The 20,711-nt window shown below is 57.0% G+C and carries 20 protein-coding genes and 1 pseudogene; 11 read left to right on the top strand and 10 right to left on the bottom strand.

Annotated elements, in window-relative coordinates; all coding sequences use genetic code 11:
* The first annotated feature begins 4 nt into the window (after positions 1–4).
* From BJQ17_RS21970 to BJQ17_RS21940, 7 genes are all read left to right on the top strand, one after another.
* Positions 5–760, top strand: coding sequence for a class II aldolase/adducin family protein (locus BJQ17_RS21970; RefSeq protein ID WP_070096638.1), 756 nt, complete (start codon positions 5–7; stop codon positions 758–760).
* A complete protein-coding gene (locus tag BJQ17_RS21965; protein WP_004576128.1) occupies positions 757–1,686 on the top strand; it encodes a glyoxylate/hydroxypyruvate reductase A in 930 nt (309 codons plus the stop codon). Before BJQ17_RS21970 ends, BJQ17_RS21965 begins: the two co-directional genes overlap by 4 nt.
* A 27-nt stretch (positions 1,687–1,713) precedes the next feature.
* A complete protein-coding gene (locus BJQ17_RS21960; protein ID WP_060545599.1) occupies positions 1,714–2,940 on the top strand; it encodes a Zn-dependent hydrolase in 1,227 nt (408 codons plus the stop codon).
* Between the two features lie 138 nt (positions 2,941–3,078).
* Positions 3,079–4,404: an MFS transporter gene (locus BJQ17_RS21955; RefSeq protein ID WP_004576126.1), complete on the top strand. Its 1,326-nt coding sequence runs from the start codon at positions 3,079–3,081 to the stop codon at positions 4,402–4,404.
* 75 nt (positions 4,405–4,479) lie between these two features.
* A complete protein-coding gene (locus BJQ17_RS21950; RefSeq protein ID WP_070096637.1) occupies positions 4,480–5,787 on the top strand; it encodes an OprD family porin in 1,308 nt (435 codons plus the stop codon).
* 58 nt (positions 5,788–5,845) lie between these two features.
* The gene (locus BJQ17_RS21945; RefSeq protein ID WP_004576124.1) at positions 5,846–6,235 is read left to right on the top strand and encodes a RidA family protein; all 390 of its coding nucleotides are present in this window, start codon (positions 5,846–5,848) and stop codon (positions 6,233–6,235) included.
* On the top strand, positions 6,232–6,885 hold the full coding sequence (locus BJQ17_RS21940; RefSeq protein ID WP_004576123.1) for an RraA family protein: 654 nt from the start codon (positions 6,232–6,234) through the stop codon (positions 6,883–6,885). The genes BJQ17_RS21945 and BJQ17_RS21940 overlap by 4 nt, the downstream gene beginning before the upstream one ends.
* A 252-nt stretch (positions 6,886–7,137) precedes the next feature.
* On the opposite strand, the gene BJQ17_RS21935 is transcribed toward BJQ17_RS21940, so the two are convergent.
* The 8 genes from BJQ17_RS21935 to BJQ17_RS21900 all read right to left on the bottom strand — a co-directional run bounded on the left by BJQ17_RS21935 (position 7,138) and on the right by BJQ17_RS21900 (position 14,926).
* Positions 7,138–8,340 carry a PotD/PotF family extracellular solute-binding protein gene (locus BJQ17_RS21935; RefSeq protein WP_060537599.1) on the bottom strand — a complete coding sequence of 401 codons (1,203 nt, stop codon included), beginning with the start codon at positions 8,338–8,340 and terminating at the stop codon, positions 7,138–7,140.
* Positions 8,337–9,326 (bottom strand): GTP-binding protein, encoded by a 990-nt coding sequence (locus BJQ17_RS21930; RefSeq protein ID WP_070096636.1) that lies wholly within the window; start codon positions 9,324–9,326, stop codon positions 8,337–8,339. Before BJQ17_RS21930 ends, BJQ17_RS21935 begins: the two co-directional genes overlap by 4 nt.
* Positions 9,323–9,622, bottom strand: coding sequence for a hypothetical protein (locus tag BJQ17_RS21925; protein WP_003251167.1), 300 nt, complete (start codon positions 9,620–9,622; stop codon positions 9,323–9,325). The genes BJQ17_RS21930 and BJQ17_RS21925 overlap by 4 nt, the downstream gene beginning before the upstream one ends.
* A gap of 8 nt (positions 9,623–9,630) precedes the next feature.
* The gene (locus BJQ17_RS21920; RefSeq protein ID WP_003251169.1) at positions 9,631–10,380 is read right to left on the bottom strand and encodes an SDR family NAD(P)-dependent oxidoreductase; all 750 of its coding nucleotides are present in this window, start codon (positions 10,378–10,380) and stop codon (positions 9,631–9,633) included.
* Positions 10,381–10,429: 49 nt separating this feature from the next.
* Positions 10,430–11,191 carry an SDR family NAD(P)-dependent oxidoreductase gene (locus BJQ17_RS21915; protein ID WP_003251170.1) on the bottom strand — a complete coding sequence of 254 codons (762 nt, stop codon included), beginning with the start codon at positions 11,189–11,191 and terminating at the stop codon, positions 10,430–10,432.
* Between the two features lie 15 nt (positions 11,192–11,206).
* The gene (locus BJQ17_RS21910; RefSeq protein WP_003251172.1) at positions 11,207–12,565 is read right to left on the bottom strand and encodes an MFS transporter; all 1,359 of its coding nucleotides are present in this window, start codon (positions 12,563–12,565) and stop codon (positions 11,207–11,209) included.
* A 56-nt stretch (positions 12,566–12,621) separates the two neighbouring features.
* Positions 12,622–13,503 carry a polysaccharide deacetylase gene (locus tag BJQ17_RS21905; protein WP_070096635.1) on the bottom strand — a complete coding sequence of 294 codons (882 nt, stop codon included), beginning with the start codon at positions 13,501–13,503 and terminating at the stop codon, positions 12,622–12,624.
* Between the two features lie 64 nt (positions 13,504–13,567).
* Complete coding sequence (locus BJQ17_RS21900; RefSeq protein ID WP_070096634.1) at positions 13,568–14,926, bottom strand: amidase; 1,359 nt, start codon at positions 14,924–14,926, stop codon at positions 13,568–13,570.
* Positions 14,927–15,224: 298 nt separating this feature from the next.
* Between BJQ17_RS21900 and BJQ17_RS21895 the strand changes: the two genes are divergently transcribed.
* Together BJQ17_RS21895 and BJQ17_RS31775 are read left to right on the top strand one after the other, a co-directional pair.
* Positions 15,225–16,229 (top strand): GntR family transcriptional regulator, encoded by a 1,005-nt coding sequence (locus BJQ17_RS21895; RefSeq protein WP_070096633.1) that lies wholly within the window; start codon positions 15,225–15,227, stop codon positions 16,227–16,229.
* Positions 16,230–16,682: 453 nt separating this feature from the next.
* Positions 16,683–17,045 carry a hypothetical protein gene (locus BJQ17_RS31775; RefSeq protein ID WP_175442750.1) on the top strand — a complete coding sequence of 121 codons (363 nt, stop codon included), beginning with the start codon at positions 16,683–16,685 and terminating at the stop codon, positions 17,043–17,045.
* A 27-nt stretch (positions 17,046–17,072) separates the two neighbouring features.
* On the opposite strand, the pseudogene BJQ17_RS21885 reads toward BJQ17_RS31775, so the two are convergent.
* Together BJQ17_RS21885 and BJQ17_RS21880 are read right to left on the bottom strand one after the other, a co-directional pair.
* Positions 17,073–17,945, bottom strand: a pseudogene (locus BJQ17_RS21885) (IS5 family transposase).
* A 231-nt stretch (positions 17,946–18,176) separates the two neighbouring features.
* Positions 18,177–18,677, bottom strand: a complete 501-nt coding sequence (locus tag BJQ17_RS21880) for a polyketide cyclase (RefSeq protein ID WP_070096631.1) — start codon at positions 18,675–18,677, stop codon at positions 18,177–18,179.
* Between the two features lie 87 nt (positions 18,678–18,764).
* Here BJQ17_RS21880 and BJQ17_RS21875 point away from each other — a divergent pair, with 87 nt between their 5' ends.
* A complete protein-coding gene (locus tag BJQ17_RS21875; protein ID WP_070096630.1) occupies positions 18,765–19,676 on the top strand; it encodes a LysR family transcriptional regulator in 912 nt (303 codons plus the stop codon).
* 708 nt (positions 19,677–20,384) lie between these two features.
* Entirely contained in the window at positions 20,385–20,690 is a 306-nt protein-coding gene (locus BJQ17_RS21870) for a dioxygenase (protein ID WP_232732565.1), read from the top strand.
* Positions 20,691–20,711 lie beyond the last annotated feature (21 nt).

The following is a 20,711-nucleotide window of genomic DNA, read 5'->3' as shown; positions in this document are numbered from 1 at the left end:
ATCCATGAGCAAGCCGCACAACATCAGCGATGCCGAATGGCAAGCACGCTGCGAACTGGCCGCGCTGTACCGAATGGTGGCGCACTTCCGCATGACCGACTTGATCGATACCCACATCACCCTGCGTATCCCAGGGCCAGAGCATCACTTCCTGATCAACCAATACGGGGTGATCTTCGATCGAATGCGCGCAAGTGACTTGGTGCGTATCGACCAGCACGGCAACGTTGTTGATGAGGCATTTGGTGATCGACGGGTGAATGCCGCTGGCTTCGTGATCCACTCTGCAATTCACATGGCCCGCCCTGACATGCAATGCGTGATCCATACCCACACATCTGCAGGCATCGCAGTGTCAGCTCAGGAGCAGGGGCTGTTGCCGATCAGCCAACATGCATTGAAGTTCTATGGCAAGTTGGCCTATCACCAATACGAAGGCATCGCTCTCTCGCTGGACGAACGCGAACGCCTGATCGCCGACCTCGGCACGCACAAAGCGATGATCCTCCGTAACCACGGTCTGCTGGCCGGCGGCGCCAGTGTTGCCGAGGCCTTCCATGAGATTCACTTCCTGGAGCGCGCCTGCCAAGCACAAGTTCATGCGTTGTCCGGCGGCAGCAAGCTGGTCTACCCAGGTGAAGAAGTCTGCCGTCATACCGCCGCACAATTCCAACGCGACGAGTCAGCGCAGATCATCAGCCTCAGCTGGGACGCAGCACTCACCCTGATCGAACACCAACGTGAGTCGTACTGCTCATGAGTCCGCTGGTTTTGCTATCAACTGACAACGCGCTTTTGAGCCAACTGCAGTCGGCCTTCGCCCGTAGCGCTCCCCAACTGCGTGTCGTGCTGGCCAATGACCCTGCGGCTCAGGAAGCCCAAGTAGCCGCCTGCTGGTTCCCTCCCGTCGGCAGCCTCAGTGCATTACCCAACCTGAAGCTGATCCACTCGGTGGCCGCCGGTGTTGATCACCTGGCCAACGATCCGAGCCAACCCGCCCTACCCGTGTGTCGTGTGGTTGACCCCGCTCACCGGCAAGGCATGGCGGAGTATGTCCGCTGGGCAGTCATTCATTACCACCGAGATTTTGACCGGGCATTGGCCCAACAGCATCAACATGTGTGGTTGCGGCACCCACAGCGACCCGCGGCCGAGTATCAGATCGGTGTCATGGGCTTGGGCTCTCTAGGAGGGACGATCGCTACCGAGCTGGCAGATGCAGGCTATGCCGTTAGAGGCTGGTCAAGAAGTGCGAGACAGCTTGATGGTGTTCGTACCTATGCAGGTCCATCAAAGTTCGATGAGTTCCTGCAAGGCCTCGACCTGTTGATCAATCTGTTGCCATTGACCGATGTCACTCGCGGCATCCTCTGCCAAGACACCTTCGAAGCCTTGGCTCCTAACGCAGCGATCATCAATTGCGGGCGCGGCCAACATGTACAAATCGATGACCTGATCAGGGCAGTCGACAGTGGACGGCTTCGTGGCGCCCTGCTCGATGTTTTCGAGAAGGAGCCTCTGCCTTTGGACAGCCGTCTGTGGAGCACTCCAGGAATCATCGTCACGCCCCACATGGCCTCTTGTGCCTCTCATGACTGCATCGCCCAGCAGGTGGCCGAAAACGCCCGCCGCCTGGCATGCGCCGAACCGCTGCTGAACCGGGTAGACCCCGCGCTCGGATACTGACCCACCGTCTGTTTGAGGACTCACATCATGCATACATGCAATGGCACACGGCTGTGGGACAGCCTTATGGATATGGCCAAGGTCGGCCCTACAGCCAAAGGCGGTAACTGCCGCTTGGCACTTTCGAAAGAAGACCGCGAAGGGCGCGAGCTCTTTGCAGGATGGTGCCGAGAAGCCGGCATGAGCATTCATGTCGATGCCATCGGAAACCTATTCGCTCGCCTGCCCGGTCGCAATGACACACTGCCACCCGTGGTCATGGGTAGCCATTTGGATACCCAGCCCAAAGGGGGTCGCTTCGACGGCATCTATGGAGTTCTCGCCGGCCTAGAAGTAGTTCGCAGCCTCCAGGACAAAGGCATCCAGCTCGAGCGCCCACTGGAAGTTGCAGTGTGGACGAATGAGGAAGGCGCCCGCTTCACCCCTGCCATGCTCGGCTCGGCGGTGTTCACAGGTGAGCTGCCACTCGAAAAAGCACTGGCCAGTTGTGATGCTGACGGCATCAGTGTGGCCGAAGCGCTTGAACAAACTGGGTACGCTGGGGATCTGCCACTGGGCCGTGAGTTCGACGCTTACTTCGAAGCACACATCGAACAGGGCCCAATCCTGGAGGATGCAGGCCTTCCCGTTGGACTGGTAACTGGCGGCCAGGCGATCTGCTGGCTGGACATCGAAGTCCGTGGCCAAGCCGCTCATGCTGGCACCACTCCAATGCCTCTTCGACATGACGCGCTGTTTGGCGTTGGCGAAATGATCACTGCACTGGAACAACTGTCTCGCGACTTTGCCCCCAAAGGCCTCGTCACAGTTGGTCAACTGCAGATCGCTCGCTCCTCGCGGAACACCATCCCTGGCCACGTGGCGTTTACCCTTGATCTTCGCCACCACGAAGATGCCGCCATCGCTGACATGGAAGCCAGCGCGCGTGCACTCATCGACCAGGTCGCCACCAAGCGTGGCTTGGAAGTTCAGATCAACCGCCACTGGCTGAGCCCGGCCACGCCTTTCGACCCGGCCTGCATCGATGCAGTACGCAAAGCCATCGAAGGCCTGGGCTATCCGTACCAGCCAATCATCAGCGGCGCCGGCCATGACGCAATTCATCTCGCCCGCCACTGCCCGACCACCATGGTGTTCATCCCCTGCGTCGGCGGCCTGAGCCATAACGAAGCTGAAGACGCCTTGCCCAACGACGTGACCATGGGTTGCGACGTACTGCTCAACGCCGTGCTGACCCGCGCCGACAGACGCTGACTAGCCAGATATACCCAGGCGCCCAGCCAATTCAAGAAAGCTGGGGCCACGGGCACGCTTTGCCAAAAAACAAGAAATAGCCGCTTCGCTTTCAGCTGCCAAAAACAACGAGAACCCATCTTTCGGGAGAAAATGGCAATGACCAGTCCTGCGTACACCGAGGTTGCCAGCGCGCAACCACAACGCACCGCCGACATGAAAAAAGTCGCGGTCGCCAGTGTGATCGGAACCACCGTTGAGTGGTATGACTTGTTCCTTTTCGCCACGGCTTCAGCCTTGGTATTCAACAAAATCTTCTTCCCAGGGTTTGACCCCCTGGTCGGCACCCTCCTCGCTTTCGGCACGTTTGCTTCAGCCTACGGTGCACGCATGATCGGCGCCGCGCTATTCGGACACTTCGGTGACCGCCTGGGCCGTAAATCGATGCTGCTCATCTCGCTGCTGACCATGGGTGCGGCCACCTTCGCAATCGGCCTGTTGCCGAGTTATGAGTCGGTGGGCATCTGGGCGCCGATCATGTTGCTGACACTGCGCATCATCCAGGGCCTGGCCTTGGGTGGGGAATGGGGCGGCGCTGTACTGATGGCCGTGGAGCATGCTCCCAAACATCAGCGTGGACTGTACGGCTCGTGGGTTCAGATCGGCGTACCGGCGGGGACGATGCTGGCCAACCTTGTGTTCCTGATGTTCGCCACAACGCTGACCAACGAACAGCTGCTGGATTGGGGATGGCGTGTCCCATTCCTGCTCAGTGTTCTGCTGATCGGACTGGGCTTGTACATCCGTTTGAACATTCATGAAACGCCGTCGTTCAAAGCCGTAGAGAACAAAGGCACCCAGGTCAAAGTGCCGCTCTTCGAGGTGTTCCGCAAATACTGGAAACAGGTTGTCCTGGGTGGTGTGGCCACCATGTCCACTGGCACCTCCTACAACCTGATCGTAGCCTTTGGTCTCACCTACGGCACCCAGACCTTGGGCTTCACGCGTGGCGAAATGCTCACGGTAGTATTGGTTTCCTGCGCTGCCTGCATCGCCATGCTGCCGTTCTTCGGCGCCCTGTCCGACAAGGTTGGTCGTAAACCCATCATCATCGGCGGGATCATCGCAGAAGCGCTCGTCGCATTCCCGATGTTCTGGCTGATGGATTCCAAAGTGCTAGGCCTGGCATTTGCCGGCTACATGCTGATGATGACGGCGTTCGCGGCCAACTACGGCCCTATCGCCACATTCCTCGCCGAGTTGTTCGGCACTCGAGTGCGTTACTCGGGCCTGTCGATCAGCTACATGCTTTCCGGCCTCCTCGGAAGCGCTGCAACGCCTCTGGTGACCACCGCATTGCTTTCGTGGACTGGCAAAGGCTCATCGATTGCCTGGTACATGATCGGCTCAGCAGTTGTCTCTCTGGTTGCGCTGCTGCTACTCACCGAAACCTTCAAACGGGATATCGACCAAGCACGGCAGTAATTCCGTGCTGTCCCCCTTGAGCTTTCTCTCGCCCAACAGGCGAGTGTTTTCTACTTCCGTTTGAAGAGTTTCCCGATGAAAAAATACTTGATGAGTGCTGGCGTTTTCGCCTTGTCCCCCATCGCTCACGCCGACTTGGTGAACGACAGCCACGCGAACCTTGGCCTGCGCAATTTTTACTTCAATAACGACTTTCGCGACCAGGCCGGTAGCCTCGGCCAAAGCAAAACCGAAGAGTGGGCCCAGGCCTTCGTCCTCGACTTCAAATCCGGCTTTACCGATGGGCCAATCGGCGTTGGCCTGGATGCCCTGGGCTTGATGGGTGTGACGCTCGATAGCGGCGATGGTCGCCACCGGGGTAGCAGCATGATCCCCGACGACGGCAGTGGCGGGGCTCACCAGTGGAGTCGCCTTGGCCTGACACCCAAGCTGAAAGTCGCCAACACCGAACTGCGATACGGCACGCTGATGCCCAAGCTTCCGGTGCTGACCTACAACGATGGTCGCCTGCTGCCCCAGACGTTCGAGGGTGCCCAGCTCACCTCAACCGACCTGGATGGCCTGACCCTTACCGGCGGGCGCCTAAACCGTGCTACGGGCCGCGCCTCCAGTGACCGCACTGGACTGGCGGTAGCGGGTGGCACCCGTGAGAGCGACCAGTTCCTGTTCGCCGGTGGCGACTACCGGATCGGCAAACAACTCACAGCCCAGTACTACGTTGCCAACCTTGAGGACTATTACACCCAGCACTTTGTAGGCCTCACCCACACGCAGCCCCTCTCCGAGGGGCAATCGCTGCGGACTGATCTGCGCTACTTCCGTACTGTTGCCGAGGGGGCCAACGACTCCGCGGCTGGTCGCGCAAGTGGATATCGCGTGGGCGGTTACACCGAAGAGGGTGACGGCAAGATCGATAACCACACCTGGAGCGCCGCACTGACCTATTCCGTCCAGGGGCACGCGCTCATGGCCGGCTATCAACAGGTGTCGGATGGAAGCAACTTCGTCCAGCCGAACCAAGGCTCCCTCAGCGGCAAGGGCGCGGGCGGTGCCAGTGTCTATCTCTACACCGACCGGATGCTCGCGAGCTTCAATCGAGCAGGCGAACGTACCGCGTTCGCCCAGTACAGCTACGACTTCGCAGCTGCCGCCGTGCCTGGCCTGAAGTTCTCCCTGATGTACCTGAAGGGTGATGACATTCGCACCACCAGCGGTAAAGACGCCTCCGAATGGGAGCGGGATGTGGGGCTGGACTATGTCGTCCAAGACGGTGCGTTGAAAGGGCTCGGCCTGGCTTGGCGCCATGGGTTGCTGCACTCCGAGATCGACCCCAACCAACAACAGAACCGACTCATCGTCAGCTACACCCTGGCGCTTTTCTAATCTCTGACCAAGTGCTGCCGGCGAGCCGGCGGCACACCTTCGCTACAAGGAGTTTTCAATGCAACGCATCCACAGCGCCCCTGGCACCATCAGCCCAGTAGGCCCGTACTCCCAAGCCGTGGTCAGTGGCCACCTGGTGTTCACCGCTGGCCAGATCCCATCGCTGGGTAGCCTGGAAGAACAGCCCGAAAGCTTCAAAGATCAGGTCAGGCAGACCTTCGCCAACCTGGCCGCGATCCTGGAAGCCGCCGGCTCCAGCCTTTCCCACATGGTCAAGGTGAACGCCTACCTGACAGCCCCCGATCAACTCGCGCCCTTTAACGAGGTGTACAAGGAAATCCTTGGCCATGCACCACCTGCGCGTACAACCGTCTGCGTGCAGTTGTGGGGAGTGAGCTTGGAAATCGACTGTGTGGCCGAGCTGATCGACATGGAGCGTGGGAAATGAAGGACGACGATTTGATCGCAAAGCTGCTAGAGGTCAGCTTCGCCACACTCGGCCATTTCCTCGAGCGTGGATTCGTCAACTACGCAGTCCGAGCCATGGTGCCTGGCGGACGCATCGTGGGCCGTGCCGTGACCCTGCGTCTGGCTGAGCCCGATGCAATCGCGGTCAACCGAGCGTTGGTATCACTCAAGCCAGGAGACGTTTTGGTGATCGACATGGTGGGTGACCATGCCCACGCCTGTGTAGGGGCAGTGACCCAATTCGCGGCTCGATGCGCGGGTGCCGCTGGCATCATCGTCGACGGCGTGGTAACCGACATCAACGAACTGCGTACCTGCCAGCTGCCCGTGTTCGCTCGAGGCACTACTCAGCTCACCACCAAACTGATCGACAGCACTAAGTGCCAGCTGAATGTATCGGTGAATTGCGCAGGGGTAGAGGTTCATCCGGGAGATATCGTTATGGCCGACGATAATGGTGTGCTGATTTTGCCTGCGGAAGAGCTGACTCCAGTGATTGACACGGCGCTGCAGTCCGATCTCGCTGAACCCGACTTACTGGCGCGCCTACGCGGTGGGGAACCGCTCGACGACGTACTGGCAACAAGCTTTGTAGCGGGGAAACCACACAGAGTATTGCCAAGCTCGTGACAGTGTTGATGCTGTGAGGGCGGCTGGAAAGTTGCGGCTTGGAATTGTGGTGCTTTCTTACTGGGATGTTCGCGCCGACTTGGCAGATGACTGCCTGCAGGCGATCAAGTTAGCCTACGCCGGCCCGGTAAAATTTATCCATAACCGCCCTTCTCCCCACACGGCAGCGGGTGCCTTACCGGGTCAAAGCGTTCTTCGACAAATTAGGATAAATCCTGACAGAGGCAGCCTGAGTGCCATCAGCTAGGATCGCTATGTGGATGACAGCTCCTTCGAGCGGCCCGCTCTAAGAAATGCAGCCCATTTGCGGACAAGGTAGTTATGCTCATCCATCACCGAGTTCCAGACGCTGATTCGGCTCACTCGCTCGGCGTAGGAGCCCCCTTCCCTTATTTCTCCAGGCCCAATGAGTGGTTCACCATCACTCCCAAGCAACTGTTCGCTGGCTGGCTTGCCTTCGTACCAGTAATCCCATTCCGCAGCCGACAGGTGATCTCGAGCTCGCAGTGGATTGGAAATGTAGAAGCCCTGTCGCGCCATCATCGCGCCTGGCCAACCTGCCAACCACCAGTTCAGATAGGCGTAAGCCACATCTTTCACTGCACCATCAACAGCCCGGGACAACGATAAGCCGCCGAACCAGCCCCGGTAGCCTTCTTTAGGAACTGCCTGGCGATACTGAATGCCTTCGCGATGCAGCTGCATCAGCGCTGGAGACCAGACACTCTCAATGTGAACGTTTGGGCCAAGCATTAGCTTACTGGCATCACGATCATCCGACCAGAAAGCCGCAAAATGCCCTTGGCGTTGGAGCTTGATGAGCACATCTGCGAGCTCATCGATCTCATCCAGCCGAAGGTTGCCAATTACGTCGAACTTGGCCAGGCCCTTAGCCTGCACTGCCAGCGCCGCGTCCAGCGCCCCGATAGCTGCATCGCTCTGCAAAGCCACATGACCGCACCAGCCAGGATCAACAAGCCAGGACCAACTTTCGTTTTCGATACCAAACCCAGGGGGAAGCAGGTCTGGCCTGTAGGCAAAGCTGTCCGCATTGTGCGTGAGCGGCAACATACTGATTGAGTCAGTTGGGTGATTGGCCAAGCTACGATCATGCTGAACATACAAACGGTCGCAAGGCAGGCTACCGCCCGCTAGCTTATCGCCAGCATGAAGCCGGCCCCGCTTGGCCAGGTCATTGATCTCATCCCACAAAGCAACGCGCCTGATATCAATGGGCTGGATTGCGCCTGCGGGCCAGACAAAATCCATGCTATGGAACCATTGATCGTAAAGGTCATAGCTCTCGGGGTGCATCAACGCAATGCGCTGAACCGTTTGAACGTCATGGACTTGGTACTCAATTCGAATGCCCAGCTCTCGCTCCGCGCGCAAGCGAATAGACTCGAGCAAGGTCACAGAGGTACCCAGTACTCTCAACGTGACAGGGCCGCTCATACAGCACGCCCCAGACGGTTCAAGAAGACTTCGAACGATCTACTTAGAAGCTTGGTGTCCAAATCGCGCACGATAATCACCAGACGTGATCGCCGCTGCCCATCAGGCCAACTGGCAAGATGCACCGGTGAATGAAGGCAGTGTTGCACACCGTGAATCACGATAGGTTGCTCAGAGTCGATCACGCTCAAGATACCTTTGACCCGAAGAATACGTTCTCCGTGGCATCTTAACAGCATCGATAGCCAAACCCCGAAGGCAAGCCAATCCAGCGGCGTTTCATACTCAAGCACGCAAACTTGTGCGCCCCCGTGCCGAGGTTGCTTCGTGGGTGCAAAGAGCTGCCACACCGCGACCTCATCATCAGGCTCCAAGCTTCTGAGCCCTTCGCCAAGCATCTGCTCATCGCCTTCCCCAATGGCACTTGCCAGCGCGACCGAGGCAGACGGGTTAAGGGTTTTCAGGTGATCCACTAGCAGATCAAGAATCTCTGAGCTAACCAGATCTCCCTTACTCACTAAAAGGCGATCAGCAGCTGTTACCTGGCCCAGCCACTCGGGGTGGATTCGTTCCTGAAGAGCGGCGTGCAGGGCGTCGACAACGGTCACCATAAGCCCAACATGGTATCGACCTCGAAGTTGCGGATCCCGCTGCAAAGTCGCAAGAATCGGTGCAGGATCCGCAAGGCCAGTCGTTTCCAAAAGCACTCGACGGAAAGCAGGGATCTCCCCACGATTTCGCTTGTCATGCAGATCGATGAGCGCTTGTTTCAGATCCCCACGCACCGAACAACAGACGCACCCACTTGGCAGCAGCACCGTGTTGGGCGCGATTTCCTGCACGAGAAGATTATCGATGCCAACCTCGCCGAATTCATTGATGAGCAGAGCCGTCTCGCCCATCTCTTCATTGGCCAGCACCCGCTGCAACAAAGTAGTTTTCCCACTGCCCAGAAAACCGGTCAGGACATTGATCTGAAGGCTCATGCCTGCATCTCCAAGTGATCGAGAATTCTTGGATCAAGGGGGTCAAGCTTGCGCCCCAGAATCTCCTCGGCTGTCTGCCAGAGCTGCTCCAAACCGGAGGCAATACCTTGCTTTCCCGTGGGGCCCTGGACCAGATAAGAAGCGCCCTGGACGTCACTGACTTTGAGCCTGAAGGGGGCTATCACCTGGTTAATTGAGGCAATTCGACGTAAGCGCTCGCGGCGACCGGGAAGGCTTGTGTCTATAGGATCGCTCCAGTGAACATCCTCACCGATCAGGCCACAAAGTCCACACATAGCTCACCTCAAGGCATTACGTCGCCGGCATTCGGGTTAAGGGTTTGGCCGACGAACAAGTTTCCGCCAGGCTCAGAGGCAAGCAGCACCGCGATCGGTGCCACTTCTTCAACCTTACCGAACCGACCCAATGGCAACTCTCTGGCCTTTGCAGCCTTCCACTCCTGACTGATCCCTTCAACGAGCGGGGTTTCAATCGGCCCAGGAGCAACAGAATTGACCAAGACGTTGTCCTTGCTCACTTCCAAAGCCAGGGACTTGGTGAATCCGATTACACCTGCTTTCGCGGCAGCATAGTGAGTCAGTTGAGCGCCACCTTTGATGCCGAGCTGAGAGGCGATGTTTATGATGCGGCCCCATTTCTGTTCCAGCATATGAGGTAGAGCACGCTGGCTTGCGACGAATACGCTGGTCAGATCGACCCGCAGCATCTCATCCCACATTTCCTGAGTAAGATCCACGCAGGAAGCCTGAGTCAGCATACCGGCATTATTCACCAGAACATCGATGCCACCGAGCGCATCTACGCAGGCATCTACGCCAGCTTGAGCCCCTTCCCTGCTACCGACATCAGCAACACACTCGATCACCAAGACGCCACGGTCACGACAGTGGTTGGCAACGACAGCCAAGCGCTCGGCGTCTCGATCACACAACACAAGCTTGGCGCCTGCATCGGCATACGCATAGGCGATCGCCGCACCGATACCGCTAGCTGCACCGGTAATGACGGCACGTCGGTTTTGCAATGGCTTCATTGTCATCTCTCCTCGCAGCCGCAAGGAAACCTTGCGGTGTTGTGATTTTTTACTCAGGCCAGCGTACGGTCAGACCGCCATCGATGATGATGCTCTGTCCCGTGATGTAGCTCGACTCACGACCGGTCAAGTAGCAAACCAGGTCAGCCACTTCACTTGCTCGCCCTACCCGTCCCAGAGGAATCGCTTTGCCCGCCTTGGCCAGACCGTCAGCCCCTAGCGAATTCTTGCTGTCCAGCGATTGAGGTGTCTCAATCAAACCGGGAATGATGGTGTTGCAGCGAATTCCTTTCGGCGCAAATTCCACCGCAAGAGAGCGGCAGAGCCCTGGAAGGCCGGCCTTGGCAGCTGCGTAATGAGAATGGTCTTGCCATCCGTATACACCACCTGCAATCGACGAAATGGCAACCATGGCTCCGCCTTCACTGATGTAACGGCTCGCGCTTCGGAAAGTGCGCATCACGCCCGTAAGGTCGACGTTGAGCATTTCATTCCACTGCTCATCCGACATCTCAAGCAGCGGAGCTTTGCGCAAAAGCCCAGCGTTCGCGACGGCATAGTCGAGCCGACCGAAGTGTTCGACTGCCACTGCGGCGATGGCGTCCATCGAGGCGCTGCTGGTCACGTCCATCGCCACCATTAAACACTCGCCACCTGCCTCCTCTACGAGTCGCTGAGTCTGAGAGGGGTCATGTGGGTCACCTGCCAAATAGCCACCAATCACGCGCACACCTTTCTTCGCGTACGCAATTGCAACCGCCTGGCCAATGCCACTGGCAGCCCCGGTAACCAACGCTACGGGTTGAGACATAGTTACAAATCCCTGTTATTTGACTGAATGGGGTTCGACGTGCCGGGCGGCGAACATAATCAAGCCCGAAAGGAAGCAAGGCAGCGCTCCAAACCAAAGGGCAGCACTGTGCCATTCACCACCGGTGGACAGCACGCTGGTGATTCCCAGACCAGCAACAATGGCGCCGATAGGGCCCATGGCATGGACAATTGCGCCCCCTGTTGCACGGATACTGGTGGGGAAGCTTTCGCCCATGAAGAACAACATCGCGGAATACGGGCCGGTCAGGAAGAACAGGCCCAAACTGTACAAGGCAACAACCGTGATCAGATCACTTGGCGCTTGAATCATGGCGAAGAATGCCAATCCACCACACATCCAACCGAGAGCCACTGTGTTGCGGCGTCCAATCCGATCGCCCAGCCAACCGTGAACCAGGTAACCGATGAACCCAACCAGGTTGGAGAGAACAAGGATCCACAACGAGTTCTCGAACGACAACTTGTGAACGCTCACGATGACTGACGTGCCCAGAACGCTGAAGACTTGAATGGCCGACCAGTTGAGGAGAATCGCCAAGCTCAGAACCAATGTAGGCCGCAGTGCTGCACCACGAAATGCTGCTGCAACGCCTGCCTTGGCATGCTCGTCATAGTCAACGTGGTATTCACGAGCCAGGCTGCGCGCTGCGGAATCATCTCCCGCCTTGCGCAATTGGTTGATCCGCTGATGCACCTGGAACTGAGGGCTTTCTTTGAGTTTTCGAGCCAGAATCGCCACAACCAGCGCAGGCACCGCAGCAAAAATGAAACAACCCTGCCAACCAATGTGGGGCAGCAGCAGTGCAGTAAGGCCTGCAGCAATCAAAGCACCTACCGGCCAACCACTTTGCACCAAGCTGTAGACAAACCCCCGGCGCTTGATCAGCTTTGGATCGGTCGAGGCTGCATACACCTCAGTAAGGTACGTCGCGTTGACCCCTTCCTCGGCATAACCGAGGCCTGCGACCGAGCGAACAGCTATCAACGGCCCCTTCCCCATACCGGCACACACAGCGGTGAGCGCCGAGCAGAGCGCTGTACCGCCGATTGTGAAGATGATCCCGCCACGTCGACCGATCTTATCTACGAGAGGGCCGACGACGAACGCAACGACAGCACCGCCAACCGCTACCCACGTGGCGATTTCCGCCTGTTCAGTTTCGCTCCAAGTGAAATGCCCGCCCATGACCGGCAGCAGGGTGCCAAACAAGATGAAGTCGTAAACTGCAAAAACCCAAGCAAAGAAGGCAATCCAAGTCGCATATTTGACATCTTTGGATTCCAGTTGTACCGGTTTCCATGTACCAGACTCAGTAACTGGCGTCGTGGTGGTGGCTTGCGTAGTGGTCATATCGGCATTTCTCTTGTTTTTGGTCCGCTTATAAACGTGCGAACCGAAGCATTTAATCAACCCTTACGCGGTTGACGCCGGATAAAGTCGTCAGCGATTTCGTCCATCGTGACGAAGTTCACACCTTCATGACTCTTCATATGCTCGATAAAGCGCTCAAGCATAAGTAGTACTTGAGGTCGACCGGAAACATCAGGATGAATCGTGATTGGAAACACTGCGTAGTCATGTTCGCGGTAAACCCAGTCAAATTGATCGCGCCACATTTCTTCCAAGTGGCGAGGATTGACGAAGCCGTGGCTATTAGGCGATTTCTTGATAAACATCATCGGCGGAAGATCATCAAGGTACCAGTTGGCTGGAATCTCAACCAAATCGGTTTCTTCGCCACGAACTAACGGCTTCATCCAAGTATCGGGATGTTGGCTGTAGTCAATCTTGCTCCAGCTGTCCTTCACCCTGACGTAGTAAGGGTGGAAGTCGTTGTGCATCAAGCTGTGGTCGTACTTGATACCCTTCTTCAGAAGCAGCTCATTGGTGACATTGCTGAATTCCCACCAAGGTGCCACGTAGCCGGTCGGCCGTTTGCCTGAAAGCTGGGTGATGACTTCAATCGATTTGTCCAGGACGATTTCTTCTTGTTCAGGCGTCATCGCGATCGGGTTCTCATGGCTGTAACCATGAATGCCAATTTCATGGCCTGCCTGAACCACAGCTTTCATTTGCTCGGGAAAGGTCTCTACCGAGTGGCCAGGGATGAACCACGTTGTGCGCAGGTCATATTTTTCGAAGAGTCTCAGAAGGCGGGGGGCGCCAACTTCGCCAGCAAAAAGACCGCGAGAGATATCGTCAGGCGAATCCTCCCCCCCATAGGAACCGAGCCAACCGGCTACCGCATCGACATCAACGCCAATTGATACAAAAATTTCTTTCTTCATGGTCAATACCTCTTTGTTATTCAACTATTCACAGGCAAACATTGCCCGCACTCCGGTTGACCTGTTAATTCACGCCTCGAACATAAGGCTCGATTGCCAGGCCTGCTCGGAGCAGTTCCTTATCATTTCCACTCACACTTGAAAGAAGGAGACTCGTGGGAAGCCCTGCCTCCCCAGTTCCACTTGGCAACGCAATGCCAGGCATGTCCAGCATGCTGCCGGGCATTGTCAGCCTCAGCGTTGCCAGGTTAGTAGCAACGAAAAGGTTGGCGTCTTCTTCAAGCGGTGCCAGAAGCGGAGCTACGTGACCTACTGTCGGGGTCACCAGGAATGCGCCATCTAACTCACGCGCAATCTGTGCTTTCAGTGCCTCGGCAGCTTGGTACAAGCGAACCTGCTTACTGGCTGGAAACGCTCGCGCGGCCTCAAGCCGCTTGCGAACACGCGGGTCTAGCTGCTCAGCATCCGTGCTATCGAGAAGCGCTTGGTAGTAGGCAAAAGCCTCCGCACTCCCGAGCCATCCGATCTGCTCGATGACGTCCAGCGCTTGTTCAAATGCTCTAACTTTTTTTCGCTCGACCACTGCTCCCGCCGCAGCCAATCGATCAAGCGCCGCGAGAAGGTTTGCGCGTACTTCAGGCTGAATGCGCGAGTCATCAAGCAGATCAATATCTACACACAGCTTTAGCCCTGCAACGGGAAGGCCTGAGGTGTCCAGCGGCATGCCATTCTGATCACCTAACAGAAGGTTATCGACAACGATGGCATCACGAACGCTATGGGTGATCGGCCCAAGCGAATCAAGAGAACTTGCAAGAGGCGTGACACCTTCGAACGAGTAACGCTTTGCACTGCTGCGGTAACCCACAAGTCCATTGAAGGCTGCTGGCACTCGAATGGAGCCAGCGGTATCAGTCGACATACCGATAGGCGCGCACCCCTGCGCAACGGCTATAGCTGAACCGGAGGACGACCCTCCCGGTGCACGTACTTCGCCGACAAAGCTAATGTTGGCTGGCGTTCCGAAATGGGGATTAAGGCCCAGCCCCGAGTATGCCAGTTCGCTGAGGTTGGTCTTTCCGATGCTCACCATGCCCGCCCGGCTGAGCATTGTCGCCAGTGAGCAATCGCGTGATGCCGGTTGATCGTGCAAACGTACTTTCGCACCAGCCGTCGTTACACAGCCGGCCAGGTCGTAGAGGTCTTTCCACGCTACTGGTACGCCATCAAAAGGTGACAAGGGTTGGCCTGCTTGCCAGCGCGCCTTAGCCGCAGCCGCTTCGCGTAGCGCTCGCTCCTCGCACAAGGTGATAAATGCTTCGGGCACCCGCTCCGCCCTTAGAAGCGCATTTTCAAGGGCGGCGACAGGGTCGGTCGTTCCGTCGGCGAATCGCTGAGCTAAGGAATGGGCATCGGCAAGCATGGCACACCTCTAAAATGTACATTTTAATAATACATACATTTCGCAAAGCATCGAACGTGCCAAGTTTTTGTGGCGAGTATTCTACGACCTCCTAAAAGCTCTGGGCCTTGAGGGAGACGGGTGAGAGAACCCCGCACGTCAGGTCGGCCCAGAAAATGTATGTTTTAATAAATGATCCATTTTGGGTTTTTCGGTAACAGCCTGCCCCAAAATCGTTCATAGAAGTGTTACCGGTGTTCGATCACATCTCGCTTCGCTTGTGAGAAACTTACCCTCCACGCTTCATGAGAACCCTTTGATGTCTGCCACACAGCCAACGGAAGAACGTCCAGCCTCTCGCTACGAGACAATCCGCAATACGCTGCGCGATGCGATCCTCGGCGGGCAGACGGTCCCTGGACTCGTGTTGGTAGAGGGGCCGTTAGCGGAGCTCTTCGGCACAAGCCGCGTGCCGGTTCGTCAGGCCCTCAATCTTCTCCATGAGGAAGGACTGATACGGCGATTTGATGGGCGGGGTTTTCTGATCGACCCTGAAGGCACCACCGAAACACCGCTCCGAGTCCCCCTGACTCGCAAGCTCTTGGGAATCGAGCCGCAAGAAGACCTTATCGATTACCGTCCGCTGGGTGAGCGCATTTACGACCACCTCGCCCAGGCGGTCATACGTTTCATGGTCTTCGGCCACTACCGGATCGATGAACAGAGCGCAGCCGAAGAATTGAACGTAAGCCGGAACGTAGTCAGAGAGGCATTGATGCGACTGCGGGACAAAGGGCTAGTAGAAAAAGAACCGTACTCACATTGGTTGGCCGGGCCATTAACAGCCCAGGCCGTGAAGCATGACTACGAGCTACGGATGCTCCTGGAGCCCGATGCTCTGCGCCAAGGTGTCGATCAGATGCCTCGGAGCGATCTTGAAGCAATGTTGAGCCGCATCGTCAAAGCCCAGGAAGCCGGTCGCCTTGTTCAGCGCGCAGACATCGAACAGCTTGAGCAGGATCTGCACGTCACCTGCATAGCCGGGGTGAGTAATACCCGTATGGCAGCAGTGATTCGCCAATGTCAGATCCCGATGAATGTCGGACGCGTACTGCATGAAGCACTGCAGTCCAGCAACGACGAAGCCATGCTGATGGAACATCGCTTGATCTTCGAAGCATTGTTGTATGGAACGGTTGAATCTGCCTGTTCATGCCTGCGCGATCATCTATCCAAAGCCCGCGAGCGCACGCTCCAGCGACTCAAGGTGCTCTCAGTCCTTCCAGAGCCTGATGCACCTAGCTACCTGGAAAGACTTGCCTGAACAAAAGCGGCCTGGGAGCAAATCCACCCTGGCATGATGGCTTCCCACCTAGCTTCTCTAGGCTTTGCGCTAGCAGTCGCATCCGCGATGAGGGCAGCTTCAGTTGATTATCATGCCGGGGATTGCCACTTGGCACCGACTTGAGCTTGGCGAGGCTGAAGTGGGCAGAACTGGAAGCGAAAGAGAAACCCAAGGATCTGATCACGCAGGGAGCGATCTTCGACCGGTACGAACGCGACATCATCTCGAAAAAGCGCCTCGCACCCAGAGGGACAACTTGGCCGAGTTCCGGCAGCTGCGCAACTACTTCGACAAAGCGCCAAACGACGGGATTACCCCTGCACACATGGCGAAGTATCGCGACATCAGGGCGAACCGCGAGATCGCCAAGGCACTCGGCGTGAAGCAGAAGAGGTCCACAAGACGCTGCGGACCCTGCTTGAGGTCAATGACGTGGAGAGCAGCCTGGGCGCCGTCATCAGGAAGATTCAGGAGCGCAACGCTCCACATGGATCGCCATACCTGCTGATGACCGATAACGGCAAACGGGTGACGGCACCCATACTGCGCCATCGCCGGGATGACGCCAGAGAGGAAGCAGTGAAGGAAGCAGTTGCCGCCGGCGACCAGGTGCTGGCCGGCCGGATCAGTCAATTCCAGTTCCGCGACATTCGCCCAAAAGCTGCGTCCGAGATCGTCGATGTCGACCACGCCAGCCTGCTGCTAGGGAAACTCCGAACACGTTACCCATCAGCCGGAAATGGACGGCTTGGATATGCCGAAAAGCCCGATTTTCAGCCGCTGATTATTGGATAACCAAGGCACGGCCTTGGTTTTCTGCCCTCACGGGCGCACCTCTCCCGCAGCAGGCAATATTGCCGGCGCACCATCCACAGATTCGACAGGGCAAATAGCGTGGTCAGTTGCGCCGTGTTCTTGGCCAAGCCACGGAAGCGGGTTTCACATAGCCGAATTGGCGCTTGATCACACGGAATGGATGTTCGCCCTTCGCTCGTGCCTGCGCTTTGACCTTCTCGATATTGCGTCTGGCTTTGTAGAGCACGCTGCGTTTGCTCAAGTGCTTGTAGGTGCTACGACGAGCCGCAACCTGCCAGATCACCGGCCTTCCTTCATGCTCCGGCCGCTTCTCCACGCTGGTATAACCCGCGTCGGCACAGATAACATTTTCATCGCCATGCAACAGCTGAGCGACCTCCGTTACATCGGCCACATTCGCCGCTGTGCCGTGGACGCGGTGCACCAGCCCCGACTCGGCATCTGCACCGATATGCGCCTTCATGCCAAAGAAATATTGGTTACCTTTCTTCGTCTGATGCATCTCAGGATCGCGTTTGCCTTCCTTGTTCTTGGTCGAACTGGGTGCGTGGATGATGGTGGCGTCGACAATGGTGCCCTGGCGCAACGACAGGCCCTTGTCTCGCAGGTAATTGTTGATGGTTTCCAGAATGCCCGCCGTCAACTGATGCTTCTCCAGCAGGTGCCGGAAATTCATGATCGTCGTGTCTTCGGGGATCGGAGCGCTGAGCGTCAGACGAGCAAACTGGCGCATCGAAGTGATCTCGTGCAGCGCCTCTTCCATGGCTGGATCGCTCAACGAGAACCAGTTCTGCAGCAGTGAATACGCAGCATGGTTTCCAGTGGGGTTTGCTTGCGCTTACCGGCGTACTCGAAATCGGAAAAGCTCATCAGACTCATGGGATGACGGGCTTGCAGAGGGCGGTTGGACGGAGGGCTATTTCAGCACAGGTCAGATAGCCTGTGCTGACTTGATCGGAGAATCCCTAGCGCTCGCCATACGAATGCTTTAGTACAGGAGCGCTAAGGTTCATGGCAGAACCAGCTTGGACTTCGAGGGGGATGGAGCGACGCACCACGGCTGAAACGTGCTGATGCGTCCCTCCTCAGAGCAAATACCGCCTTGCAGAATCAAGATTTTGCGGCACCGATCAAGCCGTCCAGCCAATCCTGGTGACCATTGATCATCGGATTGGGCTTGGCTCTCGCCAGCTCTCGAGCCGGCTCGCCGATTTGCGTTTCCTGCGTAAGGATCCGCACGCGGCCTCCGTCCAGATTCTCTACCAGCCATGCATGGTGAACGTCCAACTTGGTATCACCCTCCCCGGCCCAGCCATGCCAGGCGATTCGACCAGGACGGTCTGCCGATGGGGGCTCAAACTCATTGCACTGCGCCTCCACAGGAAATCCAAAGGTCTCAAAGTAGAAGCGGACGCCATTCGCGAGCTCCGGGCCTGCGTGATCGTAGAGCCGGATGTTGGCAGAATTGGAGTAATAGGTCGGCCAGCAGGACGGTGAAGCTAGAAGCGGCCATATGTCCTCCGCTTTCAACCCTGCAACGATGACTTCGCTGGAAGCAAAGTTGTCGGTAAAACCAGGTAGGTAGCCTTCAGGCCAAATGATCTCATTCATGATCGGACGCCCTCTTAAATTTGGGATGGAGGGATATTCGATGGTAAGGTCAAATAACGCCAATCGTCATTAGTTATCCAGCGCATCATGAAATCTGATATCAGGAATTTCGACCTCAATTTGCTCAAGGCCCTGGACGCGCTCCTGGACGAACGCAGTGTCACCAAAGCTGCCCAGCGCTTGTCACTGACCCAACCCGCCGTGAGCGGCATGCTTACCCGCCTCAGGGATAGCTTCGATGACCCCCTTTTTGTCAGAGCACAGCGTGGTATGGTGCCAACGCTGCGAGCACAACAGCTTGCAGCTCCGGTAAAGCAACTTATCAGCGACCTGGAGGCCTTGCTGCGGCCTGAGGCCTTCGATCCGGCGACAAGTACCATCCTCGTTACGGTGGCCGCGACTGACTACGCTCTTCGAGCGGTCGTTGTGCCCTTTCTAGGCGCCCTTCGCAAACAGGCCCCCAACATCCGCGTAGCCGTGCAAGCGGTAGACCTATCCAGCCTGCCAACTCAACTGGAGCAGGGCGAGGTCGACATCGCACTGGTCACGCCAGAGATGACGCCGCCAGGCGTGTCATCACAGAATTTGTTCGATGAACGCTATGTGTGCGTGATGAGGGCAGGCCATCCTGATGCACGATCCCCCACATTGTCGCTTGATCGCTTCTGTGAGCTCGACCACGCGCTCGTTTCGCCAACAGGCGGTTCCTTCAGCGGAGTGACTGACGAAGCGTTGTCGGAGATTCATCGACACCGCAGAGTCAGCGTCTCTGTCTCCAGCTTCCTCATACTCCCCGAACTGCTCAGCACCTGTGATCTGATCGCGGTAGTGCCAGAACGCCTGACGCCGGCGAATAACTCCCTTGTCGTGAGAGAGCCGCCAGTTGAAATTCCCGGGTTTACCAAAGCGATGGTTTGGCATGGACGAACGGATCGAGATGAAGGGCAACGATGGGTACGGTCAATCCTGCTTGAAACATGCAATCGCGAAGCCCTATGACTAGGGTCGAGATTCACTGCCCTTTATTCACATCCTTTTCACATCCGATATTCGAGACTCCAGCTATCCCTACGTGTGATAGAAGCTCCCTTGCCCGCCCCCAGCGGGCTTTCTTTTGCCCACGACGCGATGAGCACCCTCCACAGCCGTTCGAGCTGAACATCCCTGGAGCGTCCCAGAGTAGAGGTAGGCAACCTCGCCCACTCGATTCACCAGCTCCGACCATGGCTCAGCCCTGAAGGTTGTGTAACCGCAAGCTAGGTACCTTCAGATGGCGATGGAAACATCATGCTGTTTCCACCCCGTATGCCCAAAAACCTCAAAAACAATGACCTCTCCGAACCTTGAATAGGCGGTATGAGGATCAGAAAAACTCTGGTCATCATCCGGACGGTCATCAACCTCGGTGAGTGCAGCGGACTACCGAGCACTCATATCACCTGTAACAACATGCACTCTCCAGGGCTGCACCCAGCAGCGTAAGTGCAACAGCTCCCACTACGTAGAACACCACCAAGACGTGCTTGATGCTGAGTTTATCGCTGAGCCAGCCACCGAAAAATCGCACCGACATCATAGATCGCCCACTGCCATTGGAATGAGCACCACGAACGCCAACGCTGATGACGGACGCCTGGGCGAGATCATGACCAGCCTGGTTCAGCACATTTAAGTTTTCGCTCGTGAGACCAAACTCACCGAGCCAGAGTGGGAGAAGGCATCGAATTCCTGACCGCAGTAGGCCAGATCTGTTCTCCGACGCGCCAGGAATTCATCCTTCTCTCGGACACATTGGGCCTGTCCACCCTCGTGACGGCACAGAACCGCAAGAAGCCAGACGGCTGCACTGAAGCCACCGTGTTCGGCCCATTCTACGTGCAGAATGTCCCGCAGCACGATCTCGGCGCCGAGATCAGCGATGGTTTGTCGGGCGTGCCGTGGTATGTGCGTGGCTCTATAAAAGACATCCATGCCAACCCAGTGCCCAACGCTGTCTTCCTGACTCAGGGGTAGCATGGTTTGGCATAGCATATG

This window comes from Pseudomonas sp. NBRC 111139 (assembly GCF_001753955.1).
Classification (GTDB): Bacteria; Pseudomonadota; Gammaproteobacteria; order Pseudomonadales; family Pseudomonadaceae; genus Aquipseudomonas; species Aquipseudomonas alloputida.
This window is presented reverse-complemented; position numbering and strand designations above follow the sequence as displayed.

Bases quoted from the DNA above. Each gene is read 5' to 3' on its own strand.
- BJQ17_RS21970 (WP_070096638.1), top strand. From the start codon at position 5: ATGAGCAAGCCGCACAACATCAGCGATGCCGAATGGCAAGCACGCTGC.
- BJQ17_RS21965 (WP_004576128.1), top strand. From the start codon at position 757: ATGAGTCCGCTGGTTTTGCTATCAACTGACAACGCGCTTTTGAGCCAA.
- BJQ17_RS21960 (WP_060545599.1), top strand. From the start codon at position 1,714: ATGCATACATGCAATGGCACACGGCTGTGGGACAGCCTTATGGATATG.
- BJQ17_RS21955 (WP_004576126.1), top strand. From the start codon at position 3,079: ATGACCAGTCCTGCGTACACCGAGGTTGCCAGCGCGCAACCACAACGC.
- BJQ17_RS21950 (WP_070096637.1), top strand. From the start codon at position 4,480: ATGAAAAAATACTTGATGAGTGCTGGCGTTTTCGCCTTGTCCCCCATC.
- BJQ17_RS21945 (WP_004576124.1), top strand. From the start codon at position 5,846: ATGCAACGCATCCACAGCGCCCCTGGCACCATCAGCCCAGTAGGCCCG.
- BJQ17_RS21940 (WP_004576123.1), top strand. From the start codon at position 6,232: ATGAAGGACGACGATTTGATCGCAAAGCTGCTAGAGGTCAGCTTCGCC.
- BJQ17_RS21935 (WP_060537599.1), bottom strand. From the start codon at position 8,340: ATGAGCGGCCCTGTCACGTTGAGAGTACTGGGTACCTCTGTGACCTTG.
- BJQ17_RS21930 (WP_070096636.1), bottom strand. From the start codon at position 9,326: ATGAGCCTTCAGATCAATGTCCTGACCGGTTTTCTGGGCAGTGGGAAA.
- BJQ17_RS21925 (WP_003251167.1), bottom strand. From the start codon at position 9,622: ATGTGTGGACTTTGTGGCCTGATCGGTGAGGATGTTCACTGGAGCGAT.
- BJQ17_RS21920 (WP_003251169.1), bottom strand. From the start codon at position 10,380: ATGAAGCCATTGCAAAACCGACGTGCCGTCATTACCGGTGCAGCTAGC.
- BJQ17_RS21915 (WP_003251170.1), bottom strand. From the start codon at position 11,191: ATGTCTCAACCCGTAGCGTTGGTTACCGGGGCTGCCAGTGGCATTGGC.
- BJQ17_RS21910 (WP_003251172.1), bottom strand. From the start codon at position 12,565: ATGACCACTACGCAAGCCACCACCACGACGCCAGTTACTGAGTCTGGT.
- BJQ17_RS21905 (WP_070096635.1), bottom strand. From the start codon at position 13,503: ATGAAGAAAGAAATTTTTGTATCAATTGGCGTTGATGTCGATGCGGTA.
- BJQ17_RS21900 (WP_070096634.1), bottom strand. From the start codon at position 14,926: ATGCTTGCCGATGCCCATTCCTTAGCTCAGCGATTCGCCGACGGAACG.
- BJQ17_RS21895 (WP_070096633.1), top strand. From the start codon at position 15,225: ATGTCTGCCACACAGCCAACGGAAGAACGTCCAGCCTCTCGCTACGAG.
- BJQ17_RS21880 (WP_070096631.1), bottom strand. From the start codon at position 18,677: ATGAATGAGATCATTTGGCCTGAAGGCTACCTACCTGGTTTTACCGAC.
- BJQ17_RS21875 (WP_070096630.1), top strand. From the start codon at position 18,765: ATGAAATCTGATATCAGGAATTTCGACCTCAATTTGCTCAAGGCCCTG.